16 protein-coding genes are annotated in these 14,277 nt (G+C 66.6%); 9 read left to right on the top strand and 7 right to left on the bottom strand.

What is annotated here, in order from left to right:
- Positions 1-41: 41 nt before the first annotated feature.
- Positions 42-1,133 carry an adenosine deaminase gene (locus QFZ65_RS16695; RefSeq protein ID WP_306911877.1) on the top strand — a complete coding sequence of 364 codons (1,092 nt, stop codon included), beginning with the start codon at positions 42-44 and terminating at the stop codon, positions 1,131-1,133.
- Between the two features lie 97 nt (positions 1,134-1,230).
- On the opposite strand, the gene QFZ65_RS16690 is transcribed toward QFZ65_RS16695, so the two are convergent.
- Positions 1,231-2,205 carry an aldo/keto reductase gene (locus QFZ65_RS16690; protein WP_306911876.1) on the bottom strand — a complete coding sequence of 325 codons (975 nt, stop codon included), beginning with the start codon at positions 2,203-2,205 and terminating at the stop codon, positions 1,231-1,233.
- 241 nt (positions 2,206-2,446) lie between these two features.
- Positions 2,447-2,893 carry a CPBP family intramembrane glutamic endopeptidase gene (locus QFZ65_RS16685; RefSeq protein WP_306911875.1) on the bottom strand — a complete coding sequence of 149 codons (447 nt, stop codon included), beginning with the start codon at positions 2,891-2,893 and terminating at the stop codon, positions 2,447-2,449.
- A gap of 642 nt (positions 2,894-3,535) precedes the next feature.
- Between QFZ65_RS16685 and QFZ65_RS16680 the strand changes: the two genes are divergently transcribed.
- Positions 3,536-4,432 carry a glycosidase gene (locus QFZ65_RS16680; RefSeq protein WP_306911874.1) on the top strand — a complete coding sequence of 299 codons (897 nt, stop codon included), beginning with the start codon at positions 3,536-3,538 and terminating at the stop codon, positions 4,430-4,432.
- Positions 4,433-4,527: 95 nt separating this feature from the next.
- A complete protein-coding gene (locus QFZ65_RS16675) occupies positions 4,528-5,325 on the top strand; it encodes an alpha/beta fold hydrolase (protein WP_306911873.1) in 798 nt (265 codons plus the stop codon).
- Positions 5,326-5,831: 506 nt separating this feature from the next.
- On the opposite strand, the gene QFZ65_RS16670 is transcribed toward QFZ65_RS16675, so the two are convergent.
- Complete coding sequence (locus QFZ65_RS16670) at positions 5,832-7,085, bottom strand: mechanosensitive ion channel family protein (protein WP_306911872.1); 1,254 nt, start codon at positions 7,083-7,085, stop codon at positions 5,832-5,834.
- A gap of 191 nt (positions 7,086-7,276) precedes the next feature.
- On the opposite strand from QFZ65_RS16670, the gene QFZ65_RS16665 reads away from it, so the two are divergent.
- The 3 genes from QFZ65_RS16665 (at position 7,277) to QFZ65_RS16655 (ending at position 8,815) form a co-directional block, all read left to right on the top strand.
- Positions 7,277-8,008, top strand: a complete 732-nt coding sequence (locus QFZ65_RS16665) for a hypothetical protein (protein ID WP_306911871.1) — start codon at positions 7,277-7,279, stop codon at positions 8,006-8,008.
- A gap of 77 nt (positions 8,009-8,085) precedes the next feature.
- Positions 8,086-8,376: a hypothetical protein gene (locus QFZ65_RS16660; protein ID WP_306911870.1), complete on the top strand. Its 291-nt coding sequence runs from the start codon at positions 8,086-8,088 to the stop codon at positions 8,374-8,376.
- Positions 8,339-8,815: a hypothetical protein gene (locus QFZ65_RS16655; protein ID WP_306911869.1), complete on the top strand. Its 477-nt coding sequence runs from the start codon at positions 8,339-8,341 to the stop codon at positions 8,813-8,815. The genes QFZ65_RS16660 and QFZ65_RS16655 overlap by 38 nt, the downstream gene beginning before the upstream one ends.
- Here the strand turns inward: QFZ65_RS16655 and QFZ65_RS16650 are convergent.
- Complete coding sequence (locus QFZ65_RS16650; protein ID WP_306911868.1) at positions 8,787-9,407, bottom strand: PadR family transcriptional regulator; 621 nt, start codon at positions 9,405-9,407, stop codon at positions 8,787-8,789. The two genes, QFZ65_RS16655 and QFZ65_RS16650, sit on opposite strands and share 29 nt — an antisense overlap.
- Positions 9,408-9,480: 73 nt before the next feature.
- Between QFZ65_RS16650 and QFZ65_RS16645 the strand changes: the two genes are divergently transcribed.
- Together QFZ65_RS16645 and QFZ65_RS16640 are read left to right on the top strand one after the other, a co-directional pair.
- Positions 9,481-9,894, top strand: a complete 414-nt coding sequence (locus QFZ65_RS16645; protein ID WP_306911867.1) for a hypothetical protein — start codon at positions 9,481-9,483, stop codon at positions 9,892-9,894.
- Between the two features lie 76 nt (positions 9,895-9,970).
- Positions 9,971-11,035, top strand: a complete 1,065-nt coding sequence (locus QFZ65_RS16640) for an alpha/beta fold hydrolase (protein WP_306911866.1) — start codon at positions 9,971-9,973, stop codon at positions 11,033-11,035.
- Between the two features lie 28 nt (positions 11,036-11,063).
- Here the strand turns inward: QFZ65_RS16640 and QFZ65_RS16635 are convergent, their stop codons facing one another.
- The 3 genes from QFZ65_RS16635 to QFZ65_RS16625 form a co-directional block, all read right to left on the bottom strand.
- The gene (locus tag QFZ65_RS16635) at positions 11,064-12,332 is read right to left on the bottom strand and encodes an ABC transporter permease (RefSeq protein ID WP_306911865.1); all 1,269 of its coding nucleotides are present in this window, start codon (positions 12,330-12,332) and stop codon (positions 11,064-11,066) included.
- Positions 12,333-12,337: 5 nt separating this feature from the next.
- A complete protein-coding gene (locus tag QFZ65_RS16630) occupies positions 12,338-13,300 on the bottom strand; it encodes an ABC transporter ATP-binding protein (RefSeq protein ID WP_306911864.1) in 963 nt (320 codons plus the stop codon).
- Between the two features lie 145 nt (positions 13,301-13,445).
- A complete protein-coding gene (locus tag QFZ65_RS16625; protein WP_306911863.1) occupies positions 13,446-13,709 on the bottom strand; it encodes a YegP family protein in 264 nt (87 codons plus the stop codon).
- Positions 13,710-13,879: 170 nt separating this feature from the next.
- On the opposite strand from QFZ65_RS16625, the gene QFZ65_RS16620 reads away from it, so the two are divergent.
- Positions 13,880-14,185 (top strand): acylphosphatase, encoded by a 306-nt coding sequence (locus QFZ65_RS16620; protein WP_306911862.1) that lies wholly within the window; start codon positions 13,880-13,882, stop codon positions 14,183-14,185.
- Positions 14,186-14,277: the final 92 nt, after the last annotated feature.

Raw genomic sequence — 14,277 nt, 5'->3', positions numbered from 1 at the left:
ACTCTAGCGGTGCACTCCAGCGGCGGGCATATCCTTACCGGATGGACACTTACGACGGCGGCCCTGAAGCCACGGGAACTGATGCGGCAGACACCGGCCCGGCGAGCGCCACGGCACTGGAACCGGAGGAGCTTCCCGAGGGCGTTGATGCCTTGCTGCCGGTGGCGGAACTGCACCTGCACATCGAAGGAACCCTGGAACCGGAGCTGATCTTCGCCCTCGCGGAACGCAACGGAATCCAGCTGCCGTACGCGGACCTGGAGGAGCTCCGCTCACGGTATGACTTCACGGACCTTCAGTCCTTCCTGGACCTCTATTACGCCAACATGGCGGTGCTGCAGACCGAGCAGGACTTCGCCGACATGACCCGGGCGTACCTTGCCCGGGCGGCGCTCGCCGGGGTACGGCATGCCGAAATCATGATGGACCCGCAGGCCCACCTGTCCCGCGGAGTGTCACTAGAAACCTGCGTCAACGGTGTGGCCTCGGTGCTAAAGAATTCCTTCGAAGAGTTCGGCATCTCCACCTTGCTCATTGCTGCGTTTTTGCGCGACCTGCCCGAGGAATCCGCCCTCGACGTGCTGGAACAGCTGCTCGCCCTGAACGCCCCCATCGCGGGAATCGGACTGGATTCGGCCGAGGTGGGCAATCCGCCGGAAAAGTTCGAGCGGCTTTTTGCCCGCGCCAAGGAAGCCGGGCTGCGGCGCACCGCGCACGCCGGCGAGGAGGGGCCGCCGTCGTACATCATCGATGCGCTGGTGCTTCTGGAGGTGGAACGGATCGACCACGGCATCCGGTGCATGGAGGATCCCGAGCTGGTGGAGCGGCTGGTGAACGACCTCACGCCGCTGACTGTGTGTCCGCTGTCCAATGTGCGGCTCCGGGCCGTGGACACGCTCGCGGACCATCCGTTGCCGGTGATGCTCGCGGCCGGGCTGAACGTGAGCGTGAACTCGGACGATCCGGCCTACTTCGGCGGGTACGTGGACGAGAACTTCGCAAAGCTGAAAACCGTGATCGGCCTGTCCGAGTTCGACTGCGTGCGCCTTGCGGCCAACTCGATCCGTTCCTCGTTCGCCAGCGAGGAACGGAAGGCCGAGCTGCTGGCAGAGCTGGCGGAATCAGGGCACTGAGCCCCCCGTTGCCCTATCAGTTTTGGTCGCTAAAACGAGGGCAAAAGCACCATGACTGATAGGGCAACGCGCAGGGCGGGGCTAGGGGCTGAACGCTTCAGCCGTCGATGGTTCCCATGTCCGGGTAACGGGCGCCCGCCGCAACCCCGGCAGGAGCCAGCTCGTCGAGGCGGCGGAGATCCTCAGCCGACAGCTCGACGTCGAGGGCACCTAGGTTTTCTGTCAGGCGTTCGCGCTTCTTTGTGCCTGGGATCGGGGCGATGTGCTCGCCCTGCGCCAGCAGCCAGGCAAGCGCCAGTTGCGCCGGCGTGCAGCTTTTCTGGTCCGCGAGCTCCTTGACCCGGTCCACGAGTTCGAGGTTCCGGGTGAAGTTCTCGCCCTGGAACCGGGGCGAATGACGCCGGAAATCGTCCGTCGCAAAGTCCTCGGGGCTGCGCAGTTGGCCGGTCAGGAAGCCCCGGCCGAGCGGGCTGTACGGGACGAAGCCGATGCCGAGTTCGGCCAGGACCGGAAAGATCTTGGTCTCGGGCTCCCGCTCCCACAGCGAGTATTCGGTTTGCAGGGCGGTGATCGGATGGACCGCATGGGCCCGGCGGACGGTCTCATCACCGGCCTCGGAGAGACCCAAATGCCGCACCTTTCCGGCCTGGACCAGCTCCGCCATCGCTCCCACCGTGTCCTCGATCGGGACGTTCTGGTCCACCCGGTGCTGGTAGTACAGGTCGATGTGGTCGACGCCCAGCCGTTGCAGGCTGGCATCACAGGCCCTCCGGACATAGTCGGGGGTGCCGTTGATGCCCACCCACGAGCCATCCAGGCGCCGTTCGTTCCCGAACTTGGTGGCGAGGACCACTTCGTCCCGCCGTCCGAAGATGGCACGGCCCACCAGTTCCTCGTTGGTGAAGGGGCCATACATGTCGGCCGTGTCCAGGAACGTGCCGCCGGCGTTGAGGAAGGCATGGATGGTGGCGACGGACTCGGATTCGTCGCCTTGGCCGTAGAACTCGCTCATGCCCATACAGCCCAAGCCAAGGGCAGAGACGGTGAGTGAACCGAGGGTGCGTGTTTGCATGGGGATCTCCTCAAGAAGAGCGGCGGGTCCCAGCACCCGCAGATGGGCGCGGAGCCGGAAGGGTCGACGTCGGGCAGACCGCTACTGTAATCCCATCGCTTCGGGCGCACAACGGCGGAGGGCTACGGCGCGAGGAGCGCTACAACTCAGAGTGCGTGCCTCGTTGTTGCACTGCAGGCGTGCGGGCGCTGCGGCTGATCCACCAGCGCGAGCATCAGTCCGATAGGTAAGGGCTTCCTCCTTAGCGGTGGAGCCGGTTCGATTCGGAAGGCAGTTCGGCGGCGTCGACGGCGGAGGCTAACGCGGAACGCCAGCCGTCCCGGTCCACGAGCACGGTGGCCAGCACGGCAAGAACAACAAACCCGAAGTAGAGCAACTCCGCGCGGCCGGCATCGACGCCGGAGAATCCGTAGGAACCCACGGTGAACGTGCCCTGGCTGTTGTGGAACAGCAGTGCCAGCAGCACGCTGCCCCCGGTGCGGTTGAACACCCACACGTAGAGGAACGTGATGGCAAACGTGGTGGGAATCCCGATCAGGCTGAGCTGACCGAAGAGGACCAGCGGGAGGTGCCACAGGGACACCAGCGCGCCAAGAACCGCCGCGGACTGCAGCGGCGACCACCGGGCCAGGAGCAGGGGTACGGCGTAGCCGCGGAAGCCGGGTTCCTCGCCCAGCGGGCCGTCCATGGATTCACCAGCCGAATGGCGAACACCGTGAGCAGCCCGGACCACGTGATGTCCGCCAGCCCCGGTGCCCCCGCGCCGAGGGCCATGTTCGCGAAGCCCGTGAGCAGCACCAGCAGTGCTGGGAGCAGCAGGGCCACGGCGTACCAGGCCCAGCCGACACGCCAGCGGATCAGCCTCCGTCCCCATGCACGGTACCCGGCCCTGCCTTCGGCGAGCCCGACAATAATCAGGGCCGCCGCGAGTGGGCCAATGGGCAGGAATTCGAAGCGCGGCAGGAGGCCGGCGGTATGGACGGGCCAGGACGACCAGGAAATGGCGAGCGCCAGGACAAAGAACGCCGGAAGGCGGTGTCGCTGCAGCCAGACCTTGAATCGAGGCATGCCGGCCTCCCGAGCAACAGGACGTGTAGTGATCATTTTGCGCTCGCCGGTGCACCGAATCCAGTGATCCGGGTAGTGACCGACGGCGGGAATCCCGCCGCGGCGGGAAAGCTACTGGCGAGTACAGCGGCGCTAATTGCGCAAGAACACCCCTTTGAACTGTCATAGTGGGTCACGACACACTGAGTTAACCGTTTCCACTCGCGAAAAGACACCATTCCTTGGCAAAATGCAGGTGGATCAATTGCTTCTAAGGAGACCCATGGGCGCGAACACCGCGGAAAACACCAACCTTCGGCTTAAGGCTGTGCTGGATGTCCTGGCAGAGGGGGTGTGGACGGGCGAAAAACTCAACGCCGGAGCCGTATTGGGCGAAGCGATCGAGCAGGTGCCGCTCAACGACCATGAGCGTGAGCTCCTGAGCGGTGGCATTCCCCGCGGACACAAGACGCTGACCACCGCCACCGCGAAGCTGGTCAAGGCCGGCTGGCTCGTCAAGGGCCGCTCTGGCTGGTCGATCACCGAGGACGGCCAGCGGGCCACCGTCGCGTTCGCCGAACCGGCTAAGTTCGCCGCGGCGCTCGAGTCCGGAACTCCGGTTCCGGCCGACACGCCCCTGCCGGCTGCTCCGGAGGGTAAGCCTGCGGTTAAGGCCGCTCCCGCTGAGGAACCGACGTCGAAGGCTGCCAAGGTGGCCGGCAAGGCCGCCAAGCTCATCGAGGGCGCTGTCGCCCCGGTCGCCAAGGCCGTGCAGAAGCGGACGGAAACGGAAAAGACGGCGGCCGCCGCCGAAGCTCCGGCTCCGGCCGAAGCGCCGGCCGCCGCGGTGGAGACTCCCGCCGTCAGCACGGAAACCATCAACCAGCCGGACGCCGTTGCGGTTGCCGGTGACTTCAACATCCTGCTGGGTGCCCCCGCCAACTGGGCCCCTCAGTACGACGAAGCGCAGATGGAACTGGATCTGGTGGACCAGCTGTGGAAGATCGCGGCGGATATTCCGGCCGGTTTCTACAGCTTCAAGATCGCCCTGAACCGCTCCTGGGATGAGAACTACGGCGCCTACGGGGAATTCGACGGGCCTAACCATGAGGTGCACCACGGCGGCGGCGTCCTCGTCATCCACTACGACCACCGGACGCACGACATCGTCTACCCGTAAGGCGGGAGCGGGCCCAGCTCGCGGCTGGCCACCCGGCGCCCGGCCACCTGGTTACCCAGCCACCCGGCCGTAGCCAATCCTCCTAAACTGGGCCCATGGACACCGTCGAGGTTGCGGGTCTGCGCATCGGGTACCAGCGAGCGGGCACCGGCCAGCCGCTGGTCCTGCTGCACGGCGCCTACGAGGACAGCCGCGTCTGGCGCCGCCAGTTGGAGGCGTTGTCGGACGAGTTCACCGTGGTGGCCTGGGACGCGCCCGGATGCGGCGCTTCGGCCGATCCTCCGCCGGATTTTTCCGGTGTGGATCTGGCGGAGGCGCTGGCCGGATTCCTGCGGCTCGCTGTGCCGGACCGGCCCCACCTCCTGGGGTTTTCCATGGGGTCGGGGATCGCCTTGGAGTTGTACCGGGCGCACCCGGACATCCCTTCGTCCCTGCTGCTGGTCTCGGCCTACGCCGGATGGGCCGGGTCGCTGCCTCCGGAAGAAGTCGAGCGGCGCTACGCCCAGGTTCTGGCCGAGCTCGAGCAGCCCCCGGAGCAATTCATTCCGGTCTGGCTGCCCACCCTGTTCACGCACCGAGCCGACCCGGCCGCGGTGCAAGAAAAAAGCGGGATCATGGCCGGCTCGCGGCCTATCGGCATGCGCGCCCTGTTGGGCGCCAACGGCCACGCCGATTACCGCGACGTTCTGCGAACCATCAAGGTGCCCTCGCTCGTGCTCTACGGCGCGGAAGATGTCAGGGCGCCGCAGAGCGTGGCCCTGGAGATGCACCGGCAGATTCCGGGCTCAACGCTGGTGATAATTCCCGACGTCGGCCACCAGGTTTTCGTTGAAGCGCCGGAGGCGTTCAACACCGAGGTGCGGCGGTTCCTGCGCGGTGTCGCCGCCGGGTGACGGGCAGGGCGCAGGGGTGGCCGGCATGGCGCGGCTAGCGCGGCGAAGCTTGGGGCCGCAGGCGCGTGGCTAGCGCGGCGAAGCTTGGGGCCGCAGGCGCGTGGCTAGCGCGGCGAAGCTTGGACCGCGGCGGCCGACTGACCGGCATGGACCGGCAGAAGGGGCCGAAGCTCTTCAGATCCGGGTCGGATCAGGGCTTGGCGGCACAGGTCCGGGATCAGGAATCGGAAGCGGCCCCGGCGCCGGGAAAGGCCCGGGAGCCGGGGACGGACCGGGCTCCGGGATCGGCGGCGGGGGCGTGACCGGTCCGGGCTCAGGGGGAAACGGGTCCCCGGGGCCGGGGTGCGGCGGCGTCGTGGGTCCGGGATCCGGCGGGAACGGGTCCGGTTCGTGCGGCGGTGGAATAGTCATCTGCAGCTCCCTCCTAGGTGCCGGCGCAGTACCCGCGGAGGCCACGCCCAACGTCTGATTATCGAACAGTTGGCCGGAGCTGGGGAAGACCCCTCCTAGTTCTTGCTGGCGATGGTCTTGTCCCGGTCCTCAAAGACGTCCTCGCCCGGACCCGAGAAGGCGCGGGAACGCTGGATTGCCTCGATGGATCCGGTGAACAGCTGCGAATCCTGCGGGTCGGCCGGGTGCCGGGAGGGTACATCGGCGGCGGACAGCTTGCCCGGACGCCGAGCCCCGGCACCAGTTGGGGACGTGCCCGGGGTGCCGGCCGCCGCGGCGGAGGGCAGAGATTCGAGGCGTACGTGCGGGAGCGCGGTGGGGTGGTCCTGCTGCAGGAACAGCACGAGTTCTTCCCGGATGAGGCAGCGCAGGTCAAAGAGCGAGGCGCTGTCCGCGGCACTGACCAGGACACGGACGCGGACATATCCGGACGTCGCGTCGGTAATTTGCAGGATGCCCACCCGTTCGTCCCACAGCTCGGTGCCGGCCAGAACCCTCTTCAGCTCGGTGCGCATGGCCTCGACGGGGGCGCGCCAGTCGAGGTCGAACTCCACGGTGCCCATCACCTCGGACTGCCGGCGGGTCCAGTTCTCGAACGGCGTGGTGGTGAAGTAGGTCGAGGGGAGGATCAGGCGGCGGTCGTCCCAGATATGCACCACCACGTAGGTCAGGGTGATCTCTTCGATCCGGCCCCATTCCTTCTGCACCACCACGACGTCGTCTACCCGGATGGCGTCCGTGAAGGCGAGCTGGATGCCGGCAAACACGTTGACCAGGGACGTCTGCGCGGCGAGGCCGGCCACGATCGAGATGACACCGGCGGAGGCCAGCAGGCCGGCGCCTAGGGCCTGGATGGCCGGGAACGTCAGCATCATGCTGCCCAGCGCCACCACAGCAATCAACGCCACGCCGATGCGGCGCGCCAGGATGACCTGCGTGCGGAGCCGCCGCGCGCGGCGGTTGTCCGCTACATCCACCCGGTAGCGCGTCAGCACCATCAACTCGATGATGAGCAGCAATGCGATCGCCAGCCACGCCACCGAGGCGATCAGGGCGATGACGAGCAAATGGTCCACATTCCGGCGCCAAGGCACGTCCTCGGTGGTCACCGCCAGGGCGATCCGGACGCCGATCAGGCACAGCACCAGGCGCAAGGGCAACCGGGCAACGCGGGAGGTCTCCCGCAGCTCCGGCTTCGAGCGGTTGAGCTGCAGCACCACGCGGCGCACCAGCCAAGACAGGACAAGTCCGGCGACCACGGCGAGGGCCATCGCCAGGAACGGGATTGCGGGGGTCAAAAACTCTTGCATGACTTAAGCTCTAGCAAGCTTCCGCGGGCAACTGAAATCGGTGCGTGGACAATGTGGGAAGCATCACCCCATGGCCGTCCTGCGTAGCGAGCTTGCCGACGCCGCATCCTGCAAGGGGCCTGAAGACCCTGTTTTTCGGCCCCGGGGAAACGAGAATTGTCGAACAACTTGTATCCCGGGGGGAGGGGCACATGCGCCGCATTGGATCATTCTGCAGGGCTTTGTCTGCCTCGGTCTGCGCAGCTGCTTTGCTGGTGGCCTGCGCCCCTCAACAAACCGCGCCGGAAGCCACCGCGCCGCCGGCCACAGCCAGTTCAGCTTCCGCCACGCAAGGCACATCCGGAACAGCGACGCCGGCATCCCCCTCGGAACCGGCATCGGGGGACTGGAAGAACTACACGACGACGGACGGCCAGCTGGCGTTCAACTACCCGGCCGAGTGGACCGTCAGGGACCGGGCAGCAGAAGCCGCCCCGGGCGGTGTCTTTGTGGAGGTCCTCGCGGACACGGGGAAGTCGATCGCTACCCTGCGGACCAACATGGTGACCGGGGCTGAATGCACCGAAAAGTATCCGTATTCCCGCATCGACTCCGAGGACCTGCCCGCACTGGAACAGGCGGGTCAGACGCCACGCTTCGTTTTTGAGGGCCGGACCATTGCCTCCGCATCGGACCCGGCTCAGTCGAACCCGCTGGCTTACGGGATCACCTCGGCCCCGGAACCCTCGGGATCGACGGCCTGCCCCATCTTCCACTTCTTCACCTGGCCGCCCAGCGGCGCGATGTTCGGCGGCGCCTACAATCCCTTCGACACGACGCCCGGAAACCCGCCCAACGTGGATACTCCGCAGGCCTACACCGAGACCGCTGAGTACAAAGACCTCCGGAAGATGATTACCTCGCTCCGCCCGGCGGGGAAGTAGCCGTTGGGCCGAATGGTGGGCGTGCGCGGAGCAAGGATGGGGCGGAGGAGACCAGCCACCACTGCTGGCGCGGGCCTGTGCATCGTCTTGATGTTGGCGTCCTGCAGTTCGACGGCGGAGCCGGCACCGCCGGCATCGACACCACCCGCATCGTCGCCACCGGCGTCGTCAGCGGCAGCCGGCACCGCGGGGCCGTCCGCTTCGTCGTCGGGAACCAGCGGCGCAACGGCGACGACGCCGTCGTCGGGCTGGAAGACCTTCACGACGTCGGACGGCGGGCTGTCGTTCGACTATCCCTCCCGCTGGACCGTCAGGGACCCCGCGGGGGAGATGCCTCTCGAGGGGGAGTTCGTCGATGTGGTCAATGAGGCCGGCAAGCCGATGGCGAGCCTGCGGACCAACGTGGTGACGGGGGCTGACTGCACGGAGAGGTACCCGGCCGAAGTGTTCGACACGGTGCCGCTGCAGGCGCTGGCTGAGGGCGGCGGGGCCGATGCCCCGGTTCCCCGCTTCGTGTTCGAGGCCCGCGGAAGCGGCACGGCTCCGGTGGCGGCGCCGCCTACTATCGCCGGCTACGGGATCACCATGGTTCCGGAGGAGGCCGGAAGTACGGCATGCCCGATGTTCCACCTGTTCCTATGGCCACCGAGCGGTGCCTTGTTTGGGGCGGCGTACAACCCGGACAACAATGCGACGCCGGGCGACCCGTCCCTGCCGTACCTGGAGAAGGCGAGGCTTTACGCGTCGACGCCCGAGTACCAGGACATCCGGAAGATGATCACGTCGCTGCGGCCGGCGGGGAAGTAGCAGGCGGCTCGTTCGGTGAATCGTTCGGTGCCTTGCTCGGCGAATTGTTCGGTGACTCGTCCAGCGCCTCGAGGATGGCCAGGGCGTCGTTGGCCCAGGCGATGGTGGCCCGCGCGGAGTGTTCGCCGGCCGCCACGGTGATCAGCGCAAACGGCGTGTTGTCCCCAAGCTTGCCTTCAGCCAGTTCGGACCGGGCCGTTTCCATGGCCGCGAGCTGGGTTTCGGCCTGGTCACGTGCCTCGAGCACCAGCCGGCGGCATGCGTCCGGTCCGAGCTGCCGCCCGAAGAAGAGGCGCAGGAGCACGCCGTTCCGGGGTTTGTTCGGCTGGGGCGGTTCCGTGAGCAAGTCCCGGAGCCGGGCCGTGCCGGCCGGGGTGATGTCATATCTGGAGGAACGGCCCCCGGCTTGGTCCTGGCGCTGGACGAGCCCAGAGCGCTGGAGTTCGGCCAAGGCAGGGTAGATCTGGCCGAAGCTTTCGCTCCAGAAATGTCCCAGGGTGTTTTTGATTTCCTCCCGGAGCGCATAACCGGACATCGGCATGACGCTCAGGGCGCCCAGGACGGCAGTCTGCGTCTGGTCCGAACGTGTCATCGGTACTCCGGTTATATCTGGAAGATGGTAGGAGCGTTCGGCTGCCGAACGCTGAAGAGCCAAAGGATCCGCGATGGAAGCAGACACACGAGCACCCCTCCACTTGGCCGGCAGCGGCTCGGCCGTCCCGGCAGGAAAGGCGGCCGCAGCGCTCCTTCTCGGGCTCGCGGGATTCCAGGCCGCCCTTGCCCTGGGGGCGCCGTGGGGGGCAGCTTCCTATGGCGGTGGGAATCCGGGGGTCCTGCCGGATTCCTTCCGCACAACGAGCGCGGGAGCATCCGCCGTCTACGTGGTGCTGGCATCGGCCGCCGGAACATCCCTGGTTCCGCCGGTCCTCCGCCGGCGGGTCCTCTATGGGGCAGCCGGGCTCATGGTGATGGGGGCAGCGGTGAACCTGGCGTCCCCGTCCATCGTTGAACGGATGATCTGGACACCCGTCACGGCGGCGCTGGCTGTCCTCCTTTGGAGGGCAGCGAAAGCGAAGTGATTGCGTTCCAGCGTTCGTTCTGGCACCGTACAAGTTCCACCAGCTTGCTGGAACGCCAGGCACGGAAAGAGCGGCCATGGGCCCGTACGCTCGCAGCCCCAAAGAATCCTCCGCGGATTCTGCCTCCAACGACGCGGACCGTCAACCGGGAACGGTCCGCCAGCGGCCCGAGCGGCGTGGGCGGCCGCGGAGGGCCCTGCGCCGCGTCGCTATTGTCGTCCTGGCCGTACTCGGGCTGGTGCTGGCGTCGACGGCGGTCAATCTGCTGCTCGAAAGGTATGAGCGGGCCACTATCGCCCCGTACGGGGAACGGATGGACATCGCCGGCGGCGCCGTCAACGTGTACCGCAGTGGGGGCACCGGGCCGCCGATGGTGCTGCTCAGCGGGCTTGGTACGGCCGCGCCGGCGCTGGACTTCGCGCCCCTGATTCGGGAGCTGCCCGACTTCAACGTGATCGTCGTCGAGGGGTTTGGATATGGCTACAGTGACCTCACTGCCAGCGAGCGGACCAACCAGGACATCAGCACCGAACTCCACGAGGTCCTCACCAATCTCAACATCGCAAGGCCGTATCTACTGGCGGGGCACTCGATCGCCGGTTTCTACATGCTGGACTACGTCAACCGGTACCCTTCGGAGGTCTCAGCCGTAATCGGGATTGACCCCACCGTGCCCAAGGCAACGGAAGGCCCGGTGGAGCTGCCACTGCAGGGGCCGGGGTGGCTGCGGATGCTCTCGGTCACGGGGGTGGCCCGCGCGGTAGTGGCCGTGGCTCCGGGGTTGGCCGAGCCGGACGGAAACGCATACACGGCCGACGAACGGGAGCGGATACGCCTCATGACGAGCTGGAACCTGGGCAACCAGGCCGTGGAAGACGAGACGGCGCGGATCGGAAACAACGCTTCGGCTCTCCGGGGCGTCCGCTACCCGGACGGGCTGCCGGTACTGGCCTTTGTGTCCGGCGCCGGGGAATCGGAGGAGCCCGCCAAGGCCGCCACGCTCGAGGAGCTGCTGAAGAATGTCCAGCGCCACGAGATCGTTCCGCTTGCCGGTGGCCACTACCTGCACTGGACCCAGGCAAAGCCGATGGCCGAGAAGATCCGGGAGTTCCTGGCCGTCACTGGCCGGACGATTCGTTAGCCGGAAGCGTCACTAACGGGACGCGTCGCTAGCCGGACGCCTCGCCACCCGGCTGCGGTGCGGCTGGGGAGGCCTGCCGCGAGCCGGCCCGGAGCGCAGTGCGGATATTGACCTTCGAGGTGTAGGAGATCGAGCCGTACTGGAAGAGCCGCACGGCGAGGCGGAGCATGACGGCGGCCCCGACGAACAGGATCACGATCACGATTCCAGCTTCGAGCGGGTTCAGGGAACCGAAACCGTTGCGCAGCAGCGCGGTGACCGGGGCGGAGAAGGGGAAGTAGGTGAAGACCTGCACGATCATGGAGTGCGGGTCGGAGACCACCAGGGCCACCGCGTAGAACGGTATGAAGATCAGCGCCATCATGACGCCCAGGACGTTCCCGGCTTCCTTGGCGGTCGGCATGACGGCGCCGATGGCCACCAGCGTGGTGGTGAACAAGGCAAAGCCGCCCACCAGGATCAGGAAGCCCACGGCCATCCGGATCGGGTCGAAGATCAGTGGTGGCAGGGCCAGCGTGGCCGGGGTCAGCTGGTCGGGCAGGAGCAGCCAACCGATGAGGACCGGGGAGAGGAACACGATCATCTGGACCAGCCCTATCGCGAACAGCGCGACCACTTTGCCCGCGATCAGCGTGGTCGGTTTGAGCGTGGTCAGGATCATCTCCGTCACGCGGTTTTCCTTCTCCTCCAGGGTGGAATTGAGCATTTGACCGGCCAGCAGAACGATGAGCCCGTAGAAGATGACGAGGAAAACCAGAGGCGGAATGACGGAGCCCAGCCCGCCGGATTCCTGCGTCCCGTCGTAGGTGACGGTTTCGATTGTGGCTTTGCCCCCGGCCAGGGTGGACAGCTCGGCTGAGCCGATTTTCTGTTCGACGGCGCGGGTCAGCATGGCCTGTGCGACGGCGGCATACTTGCCGTTCTCAAAGATCCCCTTGTCCGCGCCGTAGACACGGATCACGTCCGTGTCCGGGCGGGCCGGGAAATCGAAGTAGGCCTCCAGCGTCCCTGCCTGCACGCCCTGCAGACCGGCGTCGGGCGTCTCGGCGGGCCGGGCGCCGAAGAGGGCAGCTTCTTCGGCGGTGATCAGGCCGGAGGCATCGGTGTAGGCGATGCTGAACTGGGCCGATTTCTGGGCCTCCGAGGCGGTGTCGGTGGTGGTGTTGCTCAGGTAGATCAAGCCGAACACCACTGCCATGATGACGGGCACGGACAGCGTGCCGATCCAGAACCGCCGCTTGGTCACGGTGCGGACGAACTCGAAGCCGATGACCGTTCCGAGATTATGCTGGGCCACGGACGCTACACCCCTTCCCCTGCCCGCGCGGGAAGCCCGGCCGGAGCGGCTGTTGGGGACGGGCCGGGGCTGTTCTGGTCGCCGTAGACGCGGATGAAGATGTCCTCAAGCGAAACCTTGGTGGTGGTGAAACTGCGCACCCGGACGCCGGCGTCGACGAGGTTTTTGAGGATGGCCGCCTCGTCGGTGGCGTCTGTGATGCTCAGTTCGGCATAGTTGGTTTCCTCGAGCACGGCATCGTAATGGGGCGAGCGGGGGATCACGCCGCTGTACCTGAGCCTGATCATCCTGCCGCCGTACTTGTTCTGCACTTCGTCGATGGTCCCGTAGGCCTCGGCCGTGCCGTCCTTGAGCAGGATGACGCGGTCGCAGAGTCGCTCCACCTCTTCCATCTGGTGGGTGACCATCACCACGGTGGCGCCGGCCTGTTTCTGCTCAGCGATGATCTCGATCAACAGGCGCCGGTTGACGGGGTCGAACCCCTTCGTCGGCTCGTCGAGGATGAGGAGTTCGGGCCGGTTCATGATGGTGACGCCGAGCTGGACCTTTTGCTGCTGGCCGCTGGAGAGCTTGTCCAGCAGGGAACCGGCTTTGTCCGCCAGGGCGACCCGCTCGAGGTACTCGAGGGACCAGCGCCGGGCGGCGCGCTTTTCCACTCCTTTGAGCCGGCCGAAGTAGGTCATGATGTCGATGACCTTTTCCTTTTTGTACAGCCCGCGTTCCTCCGGGAGGTAGCCCAGCCTGTCGCCGTGCTCGGGCTTGAACCCGCGTCCGTTGATGTGGAGGATGCCTGCGGTGGGCTCGTAGATTCCCAGGAGCGCCCGGATCGTCGTCGTCTTCCCTGAACCGTTGCTGCCCAAGAAGCCGAAGGTTTCGCCGGCGTGAACGTCGAAGGACAGGTCGCGGATCACCGTGGTGTTCCCGAAGTCCATTCGGAAGCCGCTGATGTGGACCCGCGGTTCGCCCATGGCTGCTCCCGCCTATGCCGGACCGCCCTGCAGCCCGGGCGCTTACTTTATCCGCCGGGCTGGACCGCGGGCCCGGGGCTTGGTCGGGCTCCTGCCGGGAGCCGGCTGGTTCCCGGCAGGAGACCTTACGTCTGGACGGCGGCGTCTAGACGGCGGGGAAATGCCTGTGACTGCGGTGCGAGGGGCTGGGCACGCCCGGCCTGATCCGACCGGTACCGCCCCATGCGTTGGACCGGGTCTCTTTGATCAGGCCGGTGCCCGCGCACTCGCGCACGGCCATGATGCCGTCCGCTGCCGCGCGTTTGTCGGCGTACGGCTTGGAAACAGCCAACACCGTTCCGTCCGCTCCGAGCAGCCGGAACCGGACGTTGGACTCTGAGTCTGTGAATAGTTCGAATTGTCCTGCCATTTTTCTGTCCTTTCGGGCAATTACCGCGGGCAGGTGAGGCACTTCGTCTGTGCTGATGCCGTTTTGCTCGACAGGTCCCGCAGTGCTGACAAGCCTGCCTTGGGGGTAATGGCCGGGTAAGGGGCGAAAGTCCCGATGTCCCGCCGCCGCAGCGCGCTAGATTGGAGGGCATGGCAGATTTTCGGGCCGACGATTCCGGTGAGCGTGTGCGGCTGACGGCCAAGGCAGAAGGCGCCGTCCAGGCCGTCGGCTTCCGGTACTGGACGGTGCGCAAGGCGGAGGAGCTGGGGCTGACGGGCACCGTCCGGAACAACGACGACGGGTCGGTCGGCATTGTGGCGGAGGGACCGCAGCCCGCGGTACTCGAGTTCCGTCGCTGGCTGCGCTCCCCGGAAGCGCCCGGACGTGTGGCCAATGTCGAGGAACAGGTCACCGCGGCCACCGGGGAGTTTAACGACTTCGACGTCGTGTACTAAGCCGAGCGGCCCGGCTCGGTTCCCCCGTTAGGCCCAGCGGCCCGGCTTATATTTCTTCGTTAGGCCGAGCGGCCCGGCTCGGTTCTCCGCGG

The organism is Arthrobacter sp. B3I9 (assembly GCF_030816935.1).
Taxonomy (GTDB): Bacteria; Actinomycetota; Actinomycetes; order Actinomycetales; family Micrococcaceae; genus Arthrobacter.
The sequence above is the reverse complement of the archived record's forward strand: the minus strand, read 5'-3'. Positions and strand labels throughout refer to the sequence as shown.